The organism is Microvirga flocculans ATCC BAA-817 (genome assembly GCF_000518665.1).
Lineage (GTDB): Bacteria > Pseudomonadota > Alphaproteobacteria > Rhizobiales > Beijerinckiaceae > Microvirga > Microvirga flocculans.
Genome location: NZ_JAEA01000002.1, coordinates 336,030 through 350,578, shown reverse-complemented (window position 1 = coordinate 350,578; position 14,549 = coordinate 336,030). Strand labels below are relative to the sequence as shown.

Below are 14,549 nucleotides of genomic sequence, written 5' to 3'. Positions count from 1 at the left end.
GCGCACCATGCCACATCGCGGTCCGCCTGTCTTGGACAGGAGTCTCACCCCCGCTCGACCAGGGCGAACCACCCATCCTCGTCCATGACCTGGACTCCAAGCTCCGCCGCCTTGGCGAGCTTGGAGCCCGCGCCGGGGCCGGCCACCACGATGTCGGTCTTCTTCGACACGGAGCCCGCCACCTTCGCTCCGAGCCGCTCGGCCATGGCCTTCGCCTCCTCGCGGGTCATCTGCTCCAGCGCGCCGGTGAAGACGACGGTCTTGCCCGCGACGGGCGAGTCCGCGACGGCGGGCGCTTCGGCGGGCTCGACGCTCACCTCGGCGAGCAGGGCATCGAGCATCTCCTCGTTATGCGCCTCCTTAAAGAACTCGACGATGGCCTCCGCCACCACCGGGCCGATGCCTCCGATGGAGGTCAGTTCCGCATGGGCTTCCGATGTCTCGTCGGCTGCGGCCTTCGCGGTTTCGCGCAGGTGCTCGAAGGTGCCGAAATGGCGCGACAGCAGGCGCGCGGAGGTCTCGCCCACATGCGGGATGCCGAGCGCGAAGATGAAGCGGTTCAGCGCGATCGAGCGGCGCGCCTCGATGGCCGCGAAGAGGTTTCGTGCGCTCGTCTCGCCCCACCCTTCCCTGTTCTCCAGGCGCTTCAGGTTGCGTGCATTGCGCGCCTGCAGCGTGAAGATGTCCTGCGGACGCCGGACGAGGCCTTCCTCGTAGAACTCGTCGATGCGCTGCTCGCCCATGCCCTCGATGTCGAAGGCGTTGCGCGAGACGAAATGCTTCAGGCGCTCGCGCGCCTGCGCCGGGCAGATGAGGCCGCCGGTGCAGCGGCGCACCGCATCCTCCTTGCCGGTGCGCGGATTGACCTCGCGCACCGCGTGGCTGCCGCAGGCCGGGCATGTGGTGGGAAACTCGTAAGGCTTCGCATCGGCCGGGCGCTTGTCCAGCACCACGTCGAGCACCTTCGGAATCACGTCGCCCGCGCGCAGCACCACCACCGTGTCGCCGATGCGGATATCGACGCCGCCGCGGATCTTCTCGCCGTTGCCGCCGATGCCCTTGATGTAATCCTCGTTGTGCAGGGTCGCGTTGGACACGACGACGCCGCCCACGGTGACGGGCTTCAACCGCGCGATGGGATTGAGGGAGCCCGTGCGGCCCACATTGATCTCGATGCCCTCCAGCACGGTCATCGCTTCCTGCGCCGGGAACTTGTGCGCCAGCGCCCAGCGCGGCGAGCGAGACACGAAGCCGAGGCGCTGCTGAAGCGTGAGGTCGTCGACCTTGTAGACGACGCCGTCGATGTCGTAGCCGAGATTGGCGCGGTCGGCCTCGATGGCGTGGTAATGCTCCAGCATCTGCGCGACGCTCGTGCAGAGCCGCGTGAGCGGATTGACCTTGAAGCCGAAGCGCCTGAGCGCCTCCATCATGCCGTGCTGCGTCTCCGCCGGCATGGCGCTGACCTCGCCCCAGGCATAGGCGAAGAAGCATAAAGGCCGCGACGCGGTGATCTTCGCATCGAGCTGGCGCAGGCTGCCCGCGGCCGCGTTGCGCGGGTTGGCGAAGACCGGCTTGCCCGCCGCTTCCTGCCGCTCGTTGATGGCGGCGAAATCCTTATGCGAGAGATAGACCTCGCCGCGCACCTCGAAGATCTCGGGGATGTGGGATCCGTGCAGGCGATGCGGAATGTCGTCCACCGTGAGGGCGTTGTTCGTCACGTCCTCGCCCTCCGCGCCGTCGCCGCGCGTGGCGGCGGATACGAGCCTGCCGTTCTCGTAGCGCAGGCTCAAGGACAGCCCGTCGATCTTGGGCTCGGCCGTGAAGGCGAGCGGCGCGTCCGAGGTCCAGTTGAGGAAGCGGCGGACACGCTCGACGAAATCCTCGACCTCCTCGTCCGAGAAGCCGTTGGCAAGCGAGAGCATCGGCACGCGGTGCCTGATCTTCCCGAACTTCTCCGAGACCTTCGCGCCGACCTTCTGGGTCAGGCTCTCAGGCGTCTTCAGCTCCGGGAACAGGTCCTCCAGCGCCTCGTAGCGCTTGCGCAGGGCATCGTATTCCGCATCCGAGACGGTGGGAGCGTCCTCCTCGTAATAGCGCCTGTCGTGCTCCTTGATCTCGGCCCCGAGCCGCTGGTGCTCGGCATAGGCCTCGTCGGGCGTCAGGTGGTCGGCAGGCTTCTGGGATGCGGTGCGGTGCGGGGTCATGGTCGAATCGTGTGTGCGGATGCTTGAACCATAGCGCTCCAAGGCCGGGCCGCCAGTGGCAGCGCCCTCTGCGGATTTTCCGTCCACTGTCCCCACAGCCTTCGCGGCAGCACCGGCCCGTTCTGCGATCCTGTCTCAACGAGGTGTCCTGAAACGGGTCCCGAGGATCGGACATGACGGAGCGGCTCCGCGCCCTGCGGCGCGAAGGCCTCGCTTTCCGGTCCTGGGCTGTCTCGTGGGTCGAGGGAAGCGCGGGACTTGGGCTGGCTTCGCCGCGTCCTTGCGGGCGCGCGAAGGGGTTCGGGACGGGAGATCCGCCCGGACGGGACGCCGCTCCGCCTCCCGCGCACGGCTTTTCGACCCTGAGCCCCGCACTCCAGCCCGTCAGGGACGAACCCTCAGAGGGCGCTACGGCGCGGTCGTCGCGCAGCCCCGGGTGCGCCGGTGCCGGCGAGGCTTGGGAGGAGCGGAGACAGGAGCCTGCCCGAACAGGTCGGTCTTTCTGCCTCCTCCACGCAGGGCCCCGACCGCCGGAGGGTGCGACTCCCCTGGCGGGTCGGAACCGTCTCCGGCCTCCACAACCGACGCCTCGGGCGCGTCCCTCGTGAGACCGGATGCCCTACCCATAGCCCAACACTAGGAACATTGTCAAGAACAAAAAGTGAACAAACTGCCCGGCCTTGACGCTCCCGGCGGAGGCGCGATGAGGAGCGCCATGCCCGAAAGGGCGTTTGCAGGCGGGGGCGAGCCATGCGTTAATCGGCGCCCGCCCATCGGGCGCGGAGCGGGGCGATGACCGAGCTGCTGTCGCAGAATGCATTGTCGGACCTGATCGGATCGATCTACGACTGCGTCATCGACCCTGCCCACTGGGAACCCACCCTGGCCCGCATCGCCAGCGCGGCGGATTGCGCCTTCGCCTCCCTGACGTTGAACGATCTGCGGCGCGACCGCTTCCTGCTCAACAAGGCGTCGGGATGGGATGCCTTCCTGCTGAAGGTGAAATCGGACAGGCATGTCCCGGAAATCAATGCGCGGCTGACGGAGTGGCTCGCCGGGCAGCAGACGCTGGACGAGCCCTTCGTGACCTCGCGCCATCTCTCGCCCGATTACATCCGCTCGTCCGGCTATGTGCGCGAATGCCTCGCGCCGCAGGGCATCGTCGACATCATGCACGTGTTCCTGATGTACACCCCGACGCAATTCGCCGAGCTCGGGCTCGGGCGGCATGAACGGCAGGGCGCCATCACGGAGCGCGAGGTCGCCATCGGCCGCCTGCTGCTGCCGCACCTGCGGCGCGCGCTAACGATCAGCAACCTTCTCGACGTGGCGACGATCGAACGGATGCACATGGCCGAGACCCTCGACAGCCTGCGCTGCGGCGTCATCCTGACCGATCGCCGCGGCGCCGTTCTCCATGCCAACCGGGCCGCCGGGGACATGCTGCGCAAGGGGGCTCCCGTCAAGGATGCCGGAGGCGTCCTGAGCGCGGCGAACATGGCGGCCTCCCGGGAGCTGCGGAGCGCGATTGCCCTTGCCACGGACGAGTCGCGGTTGGGACGGACCGGTCTCGCCATCCGCGTGAGTTCCGCCGAGGACGCGCCGGTCTATGCGCATGTCCTGCCGATCTCGGGCAGCGACCTGCGCACGCGCCTTCAACCCGATGCGGTGGCGGCAATCTTCATCGGCACGCCGCCGCAGCCGGAAGGGCTTCGGCTCCTGGCCGCGGCCTTCGAACTGACCGCGGCGGAGACCCGGGTCCTCGAAGGACTTCTCGCCGGGCGCACCCTGTCGGAGACCGCGGCCCATCTCGGCATCGCGCCTTCGACGGCCAAAACCCACCTGGACCACATTTTCGCGAAGGCCGGCGTTTCCCGCCAGACGGAACTGATCCGGCTCGCCATGCAGCTGACGCTTCCCGTCCAGCGCTCCCCGTCCTGACGGCCGTCGATTGCGGATCGCCCCCTCCCCGCCTCCACCGTTCAGGGGACGCGCAGGCGCGTCCTCGATGGCACCTTCATCCCAAGCGCCGCACCGTTCGCTTCACCTTGAAGGAACGGCGCGCTCCGGAACCGGCTTCCCGCCGGGTTCACCATCAGGATTGGTCCATGACGGATACATCGCTTGCAAGCTTCGCCGCGGGGATGGGAGTGGGTTTGGCCGTCGCGGTGCCGATTGGGCCGATGGGCATCCTGTGCATCCAGCGAACTCTCGCCCATGGGCTGGAAGCCGGTTTCGCCACGGGCCTCGGCGCGGCCACGGTTCATGTCGCCCTCGGGTCCATGGCGACCCTGGGGCTCTGGACGAGCATGGCCGATTGGGTCGGATCCGGCGCTCAAGTCTTCTCGATCCTCTCCGCGGGGCTGCTGTTCTGGTTCGCGGTCCGGATCATGCGGCGCAGCATCGTGGTCGGCTCGGGCGAAACACGCCCGGAGGGATGGCTGCGGCTCTACGGCAGCGCCATTCTCTTCGGGTTCTCCAATCCCCTCGCGATCGTGCTCTTCGCCGCGGCGCTCCCGGCCTTCATGGCGGGGAGCGATCCGGCAGCCGCTCCCCTGCTGGTGCCGGGCGTCTTTCTGGGGTCGATCACGTGGTGGATCTGCCTCAGCGCGACGACCGCCCTTCTGCGCAGCCGCCTGTCCTCGCGGATGATCGGCGCCGCGAACAAGGCCAGCGGCATCCTGCTCGCGGCCCTCGGGACGCTCACCGTCGCCAATGCGATGGGGCTGCGATTGCCGTAAGGCAGGCCGAAGCAGGCGCGTTGCCGTCGGTCAGGTTCGTTCCGAAGAAAGAGCGCCGTTTTCAGCGATGGCAGTGATAGCCGCCGCTTTTGCGGTTGTGATGGCATCCGTTCCTGTCGAGCCCGCCCGGATGGGCCAGGGCGGCGGTCGCGAGAAGAGATGCGAGAAGTCCGGCCAGAAATGCTCTCATGGTTGCCCCCAGAATGTCGGCATGACATCCAAGAGAAATTGCAATCCTAGATAGCGATTCGCAATAATATATTCTTTTGATTGCATTGCGGGACCACGCAACCTGAGAAGCGCAGATGGTGATGGCGAGTGACGGCAGCTCAGATCTTGCCGAGGCGCAGAAAAGGCACGCAGCTCCGCACGCTCTCCTTCCATGCATCCAGAAGGGCGGAGGTTCCTACGCAGGATTAAGCAAAGCCTGCCCTTGCTCCCTCAAAAGGCTTCAGGGCCTGCCGGCTAGAACCTTTTGCATCTTCGTGACATCGCGAGCCGCTGCATAAACCCTTGCCGGCCGCCATTTCGGACGGAAAACCGGTTCCCACTTTTCCTGAAATGGCTCTAATGCGCCGCCGCTTCCAGCAGGCGGGCGGCGGCCGCGCGGGCTTCCTCGGTGATGGTGGCGCCTGCGAGCATGCGGGCGATCTCCTCGCGGCGCGGCGTCGCCTCCAGCGGGATGACCCGTGTGGCGACCCGATCCTCGGCCCCGCGCACGCCCTCCTTCGCGATGAGGAAGTGGCTCCCGGCCTTGGCGGCCACCTGGGGCGCATGGGTCACGGCCATGACCTGGACCCTGCGGGCGAGCCGGGCGAGGCGCTGCCCGATGGCGTCCGCCACCGCGCCGCCGACGCCGGTGTCGATCTCGTCGAACACCAGGGTCGGAGCGGAGCCCTTGTCCGCCAGCACCACTTTCAGGGCCAGCATGAAGCGGGACAGCTCACCGCCCGAGGCCACCTTCATGAGCGGGCCGGGCCGGGTTCCCGGATTGGTCTGCGCCCAGAACTCCACCCGGTCGAAGCCGCTCGCATCGCGGCTTTCCTCGTCGGTGGCGATCTCGGTGATGAAGCGCGCCCGCTCCAGCTTGAGGGGCGGCAGCTCGGCCTGGACGGCGGCGTCGAGGGCCTGGGCGGCCTTCCTGCGACCGGCGGAGAGGGCCTTGGCGGCCTTCACATAGGCCTGATCGGCCTCCTTCACGGCCTTCTCCAGGCCGACGAGCTTCTCCTCCCCCGCATCGATGGCGGCCACGTCCTCCTCGAAGCGGCGGCGCAGGGCGGCCAGCTCGTCGGCGGGAACGTCGTATTTGCGGGCGGCGGCGCGCAGGGAGAAGAGGCGCTCCTCCGTCTGCTCCAGCTCGCGGGGGTCGTATTCGGTGGCGCGGATCGCCTCTTCGAGGGCGGCCCGGGCCTCGTCGATGGCCACCAGGGCGGCGTCGAGGGCCTTGACGCTGGGCTCCACCAGGGCCGGAGCCTGGGCGCCGCGGCGCTCCAGCTTGCGCACGGCGGCGGAGAGTTCCGGCACCGGGGAGGCGTTGCCGGCCACGGCCTCATAGGCCTCGTTGAGGTCCTGGGCCACCTTCTCCGACTGCATCATGACCACGCGCCGCTCGGCCAGAGCCTCCTCCTCCCCCGCCTGGGGATTGAGGATCGTCAGCTCCTCCACCGCGTGGCGCAGGAAATCGGCCTCCTTGCGGGCCTTGTCGATGCGGCTGCGCTGTTCCTGAAGGACGGAGCGCGTCTCGCGCACCCGGCGCGCGGCCTCGGCGACGGCCTGCACCTCGGCGGAAAGGCCGCCGAAGGCGTCGAGAATGGCCCGGTGGGACACGGGATCGACGAGGGCCCGGTCGTCGTGCTGGCCATGGATCTCGACCAGGGTCGCGCCGATGGCCTTCAGCACCTGGACGCTCACGGGCTGGTCGTTGACGAAGGCGCGGGTGCGCCCGTCGGCCACCTGCACGCGGCGCAGGATCAGGTCGCCATCCACGTCGATATCGGCCTCCGAGGCGATGCGGCGGGCCGGATGGTCCAGGGCGCAATCGAAGACGGCCGTGACCTGGCCCTGGGCTTCGCCATGGCGCACGAGGCCGCCATCGCCGCGGCCGCCGAGGGCCAGGGCGAAGGCATCGAGCAGGATGGACTTTCCGGCGCCCGTCTCACCCGTGAGAACGCTCAGGCCCTCATGGAAATGAAGCTCAAGCCTGTCGATGAGGACGATATCGCGGATCGCAAGCTGGATGAGCATGGAGGATGGGGCTTAACCCGTCTTCTGGCCGACCTGGGGAACGCCGCGGAAGGCCTTGCTGATCCAGGACTGGGAATCCTCGCGCGGCTCCACGCCGCCCTTGGTCAGGAGGGCATAGGCATCCTTGTACCAGGGGCTGTCGGGGAAGTTGTGGCCGAGAACGGCGGCGGCGGTCTGCGCCTCGTTGACGATGCCCATGGCCATGTAGGCCTCGGTCAGGCGCTGAAGCGCCTCTTCCACGTGGCGGGTCGTCTGGTAGCGGGAGATCACGGTGCGGAAGCGGTTGATCGCGCCCGCATAGTTGCGCTTCTGCAGGTAGAAGCGTCCGACCTCCAGCTCCTTGCCGGCGAGCTGGTCGCTGGCGACCTGGATCTTCTTGCGGGCATCGGCGACGTATTCGGAGTTCGGATAGCGCTGGATCAGCTCCTGCAGCGCCAGAATGGCGCGCTCGGATTTCTCCTGGTCGCGGGTGATGTCGGGAATCTGGTCGTAGAAGGAAGACGCCATCAGATACTGGGCATAGGCCGCATCCGTGGTGTTCGGGTAGCTCTGGAGATAGCGCCGCGCCGCCGTGATGGATTCCTCATAGAAGCCGCCCTCGTAATTGGCGTAGGCCTCCATGATCAGGCCTTTGCGGGCCCATTCCGAATAGGGGTACTGCTTGTCCAGGCTGCTGAACTTCTTGACCGCGCCGTCGAAATCGCCCTTCTGCACGCGGGCGAGACCGTCGTTGTAGATCTCCTCCGCCGGAACGTTGGCCACGATTTCGGGCTTGTAGGTCTCGCTCTTGTCGAAGGGGTTCAGCGACGAAAGGGATTCGCAGCCGGCGAGCCCCACGGCGCAGACGCCAAGGACCAGGGCGCGGACAGCCGCGCCTTTTGCACCCGAATAAGCCTTCGCGAAAGACATGCCTCGCGGTCCTCCAAATACCGTGCCCGATGTTTTAACGGTGCACCAAGGGTTCTTTAGCCCAAGCCGAGGGGCGGAGCCAAGCCCATACGCGATGGTTTACCCAACAGGAATTAAGAAAGCCTGCACGGGACCGTGCGGCCAATAGGCGCCGAGGCGCAGGCGCGGCCGTTGGATTCGGCCTCAGTGCACTTCGGGGGCGAAAACCGAGGCGACCGCGCTGCCGATATCGGCATAGCCGGGCTCGCGGCGGGGAAGCGCATCGACGATGGCGTAATTGGCGCGGTTCGAGAACAAGGCCTCGAGCACCGAGAAATTCATGCGGTGGCCGCCGCAATAAGACCGGTAGGTGCCGAGCAGCGGCAGGCCGGCGAGGGACAGATCGCCGACCGCGTCGAGGAGCTTGTGGCGCACGAACTCGTCGGCATAGCGCAGGCCCTCGGGATTCATGATGCCGTCGTCGCCGATGGCCACCGTGTTCTCGAGGGAAGCGCCCAGGGCGAAGCCGGCGCTCCAGAGCTTCTCCACGTCGCGCATGAAGCCGAAGGTGCGGGCGCGGGAGATTTCACGGCGGAAGACGGAGGGGGTGAGGTCGATGGCCTTGCGCTGACGGCCGATCACCGGGGTCGGGAAATCGATCTCCACGTCCAGGCGGAAGGCGCGCTCGTTGGGCAGGAGCTCGGCGAAAGCCTTGCCCTGGGTCACGCGGACGGGCTTGAGAACCTTGAGGTAGCGGCGCGTGGCGCTCTGAACCACGAGCCCGACCTGGTCGATGGCGTCGATGAAGGGGGCCGAGCTGCCGTCGAGAATCGGAACCTCCGGGCCGTCGATCTCGACGAGGACGTTGTCGATGCCGAGGCCGGACAGGGCCGCCATGAGATGTTCGATGGTGGCGACCGCGCCCGAGTCGCGGTCGCCGATCACCGTGCAGAGCTCGGTGGCGGTGACCGCCAGATGCCGAGCGTCGATCAGTCGGTCCAGGCCGCCCGGAAGACCGGTGCGGAGAAAAGCAATGCCATGATTCGCTTCAGCCGGGTGAAGGATCATCTTCACCTCGTCCCCGGAGTGGACTCCGGTTCCGATGAGGGTCACGGCGGCGCGAAGCGTGGTTTGCTGGCTTTGCTTCATTATTCCTGAACCTCAACTACCCTTGTCGCCTGACAGAGCCTGTTGCGCCGGGGAAGTGCAGTGTCTGCGTTGTGCTTCCATCCGGCAGGCTTCTTGTGAGCGCTGCCCCTTAAACGTGGAGGCACCATAGTCCCGCCGCCAGGCTAGGCCAAATCACGCTTTCTTACCGTGTGTTACAATTGAGACAGTTCGCAAGCCATTGAAGTTAATGAAGTTTTAAAAAGGAAAGCCCCCAGCCGGAAGGCGGCTGGGGGCCGTTTGTAACAGCGGTGACAGGCTGCCGGAGATTCGCTCAGTTGGCCTGGCGGCGCAGGAAAGCGGGAATCTCCAGCTGATCGTCCTCCGAGGCGGCCCGGGGAGCCGGAGCCATCGGCGCCTGCGGGGCGCGCTGCGCCTGGGGCGGGGCCGGACGGCGGGCGTACTCGGCATGGACCGAGGACATCTGCTGCTGGCGCGGGGCTTCCTGGCGCGGCTCGGCGGGGGCCTGGTGCGCCTCCTCGCGGCGGCCGAAGCCGATGGTCGCGAGGCGCTGGATCAGGGACGGCCTGTGCTCCTGGACGGGCTCCTCCCCGCGGCTGGCGCGGATCTGGGCCTGGGCCGGCATCGGCAGCTCGTCGATCCGGGGCATCCGGGCCGGACGCAGGGGACGCTCCGCCTGCGGCGGGATGAAGGCGCCCTGGTCCATCGGCTCCTCATAGACCGGAGCCTGGGGCGCCGGAGCCTCGTAGGCCACGGCCTGACGGGGCTGAGCGGGGGTCAGGACCACGTCGTCGCGAATCACCGCCTGGGGAGCGGGCTCCACAGGCTGGGCGATTGCGGCGGGAGCCACGGCCGGAGCCGGGGTCAGGACCGGGGTGCTCTGCGACAGGATCGGAGCCGCCTTCACCGGTTCAGGCTGGGCGGCGGCGCGAAAGGTCGTCGTGGGCTGGGTCTGGGTGGCGCGGGCGCGGGCCTCGGCGCGCAGGCGCTCGGCGACCTCGGAGATGCGCTGCTCGGTGGCGGTGAGATCGCCGCCGTTCTCCAGGAGGGCGTGGTCGATGCCGGTGGCCACCACGGAGACGCGGATGATGCCCTCGAGGCTCTCGTCGAAGGTGGCGCCGAGGATGATGTTGGCATCCTGGTCCACTTCCTCGCGGATGCGGGTGGCCGCCTCGTCGAGTTCATAGAGGGTGAGGTCGTTGCCGCCGGTGATTGAGATCAGCAGGCCGCGCGCGCCCTTCATCGACACGTCGTCGAGGAGCGGGTTGGCGATGGCCGCCTCGGCGGCGCGCAGGGCGCGCTTCTCGCCGGAGGCCTCGCCCGTGCCCATCATCGCCTTGCCCATGCCGCGCATGACGGAGCGCACGTCGGCGAAGTCGAGGTTGATGAGGCCTTCCTTGACCATCAGGTCGGTGATGCAGGCGACGCCCGAATAGAGCACCTGATCGGCCATGGCGAAGGCGTCCGCGAAGGTCGTCTTCTCGGTGGCGACGCGGAACAAGTTCTGGTTCGGGATCACGATGAGCGTGTCGACCGCCTGCTGCAGCTCGGTGATGCCGGCTTCCGCCAGACGCATGCGGCGCACGCCTTCGAACTGGAAGGGCTTCGTGACGACGCCGACCGTGAGGATGCCGAGCTCGCGGGCCGCGCGGGCCACGACGGGAGCGGCGCCCGTGCCGGTGCCGCCGCCCATGCCGGCGGTGATGAACACCATGTGGGACCCGGCGAGCTGATCGCGGATCTCGTCGATCACTTCCTCGGCCGCGGCGCGGCCGACTTCCGGCTGCGAGCCGGCGCCGAGGCCTTCCGTGACCTGAATGCCCATCTGGATCACGCGCTGGGCCTTCGAAGAGGCCAGCGCCTGCGCGTCGGTGTTCGACACCACGAACTCGACGCCCTCCAGACCGGATTCGATCATGTTGTTCACGGCGTTGCCGCCTGCGCCGCCGACGCCGAAGACCGTGATGTGCGGCTTGAGTTCCCGGATGTCCGGAGATTGAGGATTCATCGCCATGACCTGTGCCTCTTCTGGCCTTTTACTGATGAGCGTTTGGCCGACGCTAACACTTGTTTTGAACTCTTCGCGATGACCCGCCGCGCCACCGCGTTACTCGTTAAAAACTATCGCGAATCCACCGGCCCACCCGCGAGAAGTAGCCGTCGGTTCCCGTACTCTGGAACAAGCCGCTGGACCGCGGCTCGAAATACTCGATATGCGCCACCTGCGGATAAACCAGGAGGCCGACCACCGCCGAAAAGGCAGGGCCCTTCGCCGCCTCGGGCAGGCCCTTGATGCCGAGCGGACGCCCGACACGAACCTGGCCCTGCAAGATGCGGCGCGCCGTTTCCGGCAGCCCGACGAGCTGGCTTGCGCCGCCCGTCAGCACGACCCTCCGTCCGGCCTGGGCCGCGAAGCCCGCACCTTTCAGCCGATCGCGCACGAGTTCGAGGATCTCCTCGACCCGCGGCTTGATGATGCGAACGAGGTGCGACTTGGGCAGATGGTTCGGAACGTCCCGTTCGTCCTCATCGACCTGCGGCACCGCGATCATGTCCCGGTCATCCGCGCTCGACGTGATGGCGGAGCCGTAGAGGGTCTTGAGCCGCTCGGCGGCGGAAACGCGGGTCGTGAGACCGCGCGCGATGTCCATGGTCACATGATGACCGCCGACGGCGATGGCATCGGAATGCACCAGATGCCCGTTGGAGAAAATGCCGACGCTCGTGGTGCCGCCGCCCATGTCGACGACGGCGCAGCCCATGTCGGCCTCGTCGTCGACGAGGGCCGAAAGGCCTGCCGCGTAAGGCGTTGCGATGACGGCCTCGACGCCGAGATGGCAGCGCTCGACCGCGAGCATCAGGTTGCGCGCCGCCGCCGCCTCGGAGGTCACCACGTGCAGATCCGCGCCGAGCCGCTCGCCGATCATGCCGGCGGGATCGACGATGTGGTTCTGCGCATCGAGGGAGAAGCCCGTGGGCAGCGCATGCAGAACGGTGCGGCCGCGGCGCAGGTCGTAGCTCGACGCCGCGTCGAGCACGCGATGCACGTCCCCGGCGCCGACCGCGCCGCGAACGGGAACATGCGCCTCGAAATGCTCGGAGGCGAGACGGCCGCCGGTGAGGTTGACGATGACCGACTGGATCTCGACCTTCGCCATGCGCTCGGCCGCGTGCACGGCCTGACGGATCGCCGCCTCGGCCGCTTCCAGATCGACCACCACGCCGCCCTTGAGGCCCATGGACCGCTGATGGCCGATGCCGAGAATGCGCGCCACATGGGTGCGGCTGCGCAGGGACTCGACCTCGCCCGCGGGCTTGAGCTCCGCAACGACGCAGACGACCTTGCTCGTTCCCACGTCCAGGACCGAGAGAATGGCGCTCTTGCGCGCGGAGAGCGGCTTCAGGCGAGGCGTCAAGCCGTGACCCGACAGACTCATGTATCGACCCCCTTGCCGCGCATCGGTTTCTTCTTGAGCGCCTCGGCGCGGGCCAAGGCAGCCTCTTCCGTCAGGCGGACGACGACGCGATCCGCCATGCGCAGATCGATCGCCAGCACGTCCTTTTCCAGAATCTTCTGCTCGTTCTCGAGCTTCACGAGACGGGCCAGCGCATCGGCAGCCCCGATCTCCGGCAGGCGCACGTCCATGCCGTTGTCCATCTTCAGCGTCCAGCGCCGGCCCGCCACGAGGGTGCCCGCGCGAATGCGGCTCTTCAGCGGACCCGCGGCTTCGAGCAGCGCAAGATAATCCTTGTTGCGGGCATTGGCGCCCTCGCCCACCACGAAGGGCAGATCGAGGTATCGCTCGTCCTGCATGAGGTCGATCACGGTGCCGTCGGCGGCGATGACGAAGAGCTCGCCGTTGTTCTGCCAGATGGCGTGCGCCTCGCGCTCGGTGAGCGAGATGACGAGTTCGTTGGGATAGAGCTTGCGCACGGCCGCCGACTTGATCATCGGCACGCGCTCCAGGCGCTCCCGCAGCTCATTGACGTTGAGAAAGGCCAGCGACAGCTTCGAATCGATCCCCGCCGCGGCGAGGACTTCCTTCTCGCTCATCTGCGAAAGGCCGGAAATCGTCACCTGATCGAGGCCGAGGCCGACGGCGCGCGCGAGGGCATGGTGCGGCTCGCCGTTCTCACGGATGAAGCCGTCGATGTGGCCGCCCTGCCAGAGCCCGTAGCCGATGACGGCCGCGAAGAAGGCGAGGGTCAGGCCCGTTCCGAGAAAGCGCGGAAGGCGCCGCTCCAGCGGCACGGCGGCGGAGCGGCGGCGCACGCTCCGCGAGGAGCCGAACACCTTGCCGATTCGCGACGGCTTCTTGAACTGGGACGGGGCAGCCCCTCGGTTCGGGGAGGCTGCGCGCGCAACGGCGAATCCGGCCGGATAGGCCGTCATCGGTTGCAGGTAGCGTCCTCCACCATCCATTGCACAAGCTCGCCAAACGAATAGCCCGCATGGGCTGCCAGTTCTGGCACCAAGCTCGTCTCGGTCATGCCGGGTTGCGTGTTGACCTCGAGAACGACGAGTTCTCCGGTTCCCCCGGGGGTGTCGTCGTACCGCAAGTCGGCGCGGCTGATTCCCCGACAGCCGAGCGCTTGATGCGCCGTTAACGCCAACTCTTGGACCTTTTGGTAAATATTCGGTTTAATTTCTGCCGGGAGGACGTGGATGGAGCCCCCCTTCACATATTTTGCATCGTAGTCGTAGAAGACGCCGGTGGCGGGCCGGATGTCGATCACTCCCAGAGCCCTGTCGCCCATGACCGCGCAGGTCAGCTCGCGGCCCGCAACATACGATTCCACAAGCACTTGGTCGCCGAAGGCCCAGTCTTCCCGGGTCAGCTCCTGGGGCGGATGGGAGCGTTCCTCGCGCACGATGATGACGCCGACCGAGGAGCCCTCGCTGACCGGCTTGATCACATAGGGAGCCGGCAGGACATGGCTTTTCGCCGCCTCGAAGCGGTTAACGACAAGGCCCTTGGGAACCGGAACCCCGGCCGCCGCCATGACGACCTTCGCCTTGTCCTTCTGCATGGCGAGCGCCGAGGCGAGGACGCCGGAATGGGTATAGGGAATCCGGAGGATCTCCAGGAGGCCCTGGATCGTCCCGTCCTCCCCCACGCGGCCGTGGAGCGCGTTGAACACCACGTCCGGCGCGGTGTTCTGCAGGACGGTGGCGATATCGGGCTGCACGTCGATGGGGGTGACCCTGTAGCTCCGCTCCTCAAGGGCCTTGCAGCAGGCCCGCCCCGAGGCCAGGCTCACCTCGCGTTCGGCCGACCAGCCGCCATAGAGAACGGCAACGTGCTTCGCCATGGTCTTTCTCCATCATGCGCCCGGCCCGCCG

The 14,549-nt window shown here is 67.4% G+C and carries 11 protein-coding genes; 2 read left to right on the top strand and 9 right to left on the bottom strand.

Annotation, left to right across the window (positions count from 1 at the left end; all coding sequences use genetic code 11):
- Positions 1–44: 44 nt before the first annotated feature.
- Positions 45–2,204, bottom strand: a complete 2,160-nt coding sequence (gene ligA / locus L879_RS0104755; protein WP_027315100.1) for an NAD-dependent DNA ligase LigA — start codon at positions 2,202–2,204, stop codon at positions 45–47.
- 792 nt (positions 2,205–2,996) lie between these two features.
- On the opposite strand from ligA, the gene L879_RS0104750 reads away from it, so the two are divergent.
- Together L879_RS0104750 and L879_RS0104745 are read left to right on the top strand one after the other, a co-directional pair.
- Positions 2,997–4,145, top strand: a complete 1,149-nt coding sequence (locus L879_RS0104750; RefSeq protein WP_027315099.1) for a helix-turn-helix transcriptional regulator — start codon at positions 2,997–2,999, stop codon at positions 4,143–4,145.
- 167 nt (positions 4,146–4,312) lie between these two features.
- Positions 4,313–4,945 (top strand): LysE family translocator, encoded by a 633-nt coding sequence (locus L879_RS0104745; RefSeq protein ID WP_027315098.1) that lies wholly within the window; start codon positions 4,313–4,315, stop codon positions 4,943–4,945.
- A 61-nt stretch (positions 4,946–5,006) separates the two neighbouring features.
- Here L879_RS0104745 and L879_RS23550 read toward each other — a convergent pair whose 3' ends face one another.
- The 8 genes from L879_RS23550 to L879_RS0104710 form a co-directional block, all read right to left on the bottom strand.
- Positions 5,007–5,135 (bottom strand): YHYH domain-containing protein, encoded by a 129-nt coding sequence (locus L879_RS23550; protein ID WP_154664083.1) that lies wholly within the window; start codon positions 5,133–5,135, stop codon positions 5,007–5,009.
- A gap of 377 nt (positions 5,136–5,512) precedes the next feature.
- The gene (gene recN, locus L879_RS0104740) at positions 5,513–7,189 is read right to left on the bottom strand and encodes a DNA repair protein RecN (protein WP_027315097.1); all 1,677 of its coding nucleotides are present in this window, start codon (positions 7,187–7,189) and stop codon (positions 5,513–5,515) included.
- A 12-nt stretch (positions 7,190–7,201) separates the two neighbouring features.
- On the bottom strand, positions 7,202–8,098 hold the full coding sequence (locus L879_RS0104735; RefSeq protein ID WP_027315096.1) for an outer membrane protein assembly factor BamD: 897 nt from the start codon (positions 8,096–8,098) through the stop codon (positions 7,202–7,204).
- A 183-nt stretch (positions 8,099–8,281) separates the two neighbouring features.
- Positions 8,282–9,226, bottom strand: a complete 945-nt coding sequence (gene lpxC / locus L879_RS0104730) for a UDP-3-O-acyl-N-acetylglucosamine deacetylase (protein WP_027315095.1) — start codon at positions 9,224–9,226, stop codon at positions 8,282–8,284.
- 292 nt (positions 9,227–9,518) lie between these two features.
- Positions 9,519–11,219, bottom strand: coding sequence for a cell division protein FtsZ (ftsZ, locus tag L879_RS0104725; protein ID WP_027315094.1), 1,701 nt, complete (start codon positions 11,217–11,219; stop codon positions 9,519–9,521).
- Positions 11,220–11,319: 100 nt separating this feature from the next.
- Entirely contained in the window at positions 11,320–12,642 is a 1,323-nt protein-coding gene (gene ftsA, locus L879_RS0104720; protein WP_027315093.1) for a cell division protein FtsA, read from the bottom strand.
- Positions 12,639–13,628, bottom strand: coding sequence for a cell division protein FtsQ/DivIB (locus L879_RS0104715; RefSeq protein ID WP_027315092.1), 990 nt, complete (start codon positions 13,626–13,628; stop codon positions 12,639–12,641). The genes ftsA and L879_RS0104715 overlap by 4 nt, the downstream gene beginning before the upstream one ends.
- Positions 13,595–14,518, bottom strand: coding sequence for a D-alanine--D-alanine ligase (locus L879_RS0104710; RefSeq protein WP_027315091.1), 924 nt, complete (start codon positions 14,516–14,518; stop codon positions 13,595–13,597). The genes L879_RS0104715 and L879_RS0104710 overlap by 34 nt, the downstream gene beginning before the upstream one ends.
- Positions 14,519–14,549: the final 31 nt, after the last annotated feature.

Excerpts from the sequence above, each read along its gene's own strand:
- ligA (WP_027315100.1), bottom strand. The coding sequence starts at position 2,204 with ATGACCCCGCACCGCACCGCATCCCAGAAGCCTGCCGACCACCTGACG.
- L879_RS0104750 (WP_027315099.1), top strand. The coding sequence starts at position 2,997 with ATGACCGAGCTGCTGTCGCAGAATGCATTGTCGGACCTGATCGGATCG.
- L879_RS0104745 (WP_027315098.1), top strand. The coding sequence starts at position 4,313 with ATGACGGATACATCGCTTGCAAGCTTCGCCGCGGGGATGGGAGTGGGT.
- L879_RS23550 (WP_154664083.1), bottom strand. The coding sequence starts at position 5,135 with ATGAGAGCATTTCTGGCCGGACTTCTCGCATCTCTTCTCGCGACCGCC.
- recN (WP_027315097.1), bottom strand. The coding sequence starts at position 7,189 with ATGCTCATCCAGCTTGCGATCCGCGATATCGTCCTCATCGACAGGCTT.
- L879_RS0104735 (WP_027315096.1), bottom strand. The coding sequence starts at position 8,098 with ATGTCTTTCGCGAAGGCTTATTCGGGTGCAAAAGGCGCGGCTGTCCGC.
- lpxC (WP_027315095.1), bottom strand. The coding sequence starts at position 9,226 with ATGAAGCAAAGCCAGCAAACCACGCTTCGCGCCGCCGTGACCCTCATC.
- ftsZ (WP_027315094.1), bottom strand. The coding sequence starts at position 11,219 with ATGGCGATGAATCCTCAATCTCCGGACATCCGGGAACTCAAGCCGCAC.
- ftsA (WP_027315093.1), bottom strand. The coding sequence starts at position 12,642 with ATGAGTCTGTCGGGTCACGGCTTGACGCCTCGCCTGAAGCCGCTCTCC.
- L879_RS0104715 (WP_027315092.1), bottom strand. The coding sequence starts at position 13,628 with ATGGATGGTGGAGGACGCTACCTGCAACCGATGACGGCCTATCCGGCC.
- L879_RS0104710 (WP_027315091.1), bottom strand. The coding sequence starts at position 14,518 with ATGGCGAAGCACGTTGCCGTTCTCTATGGCGGCTGGTCGGCCGAACGC.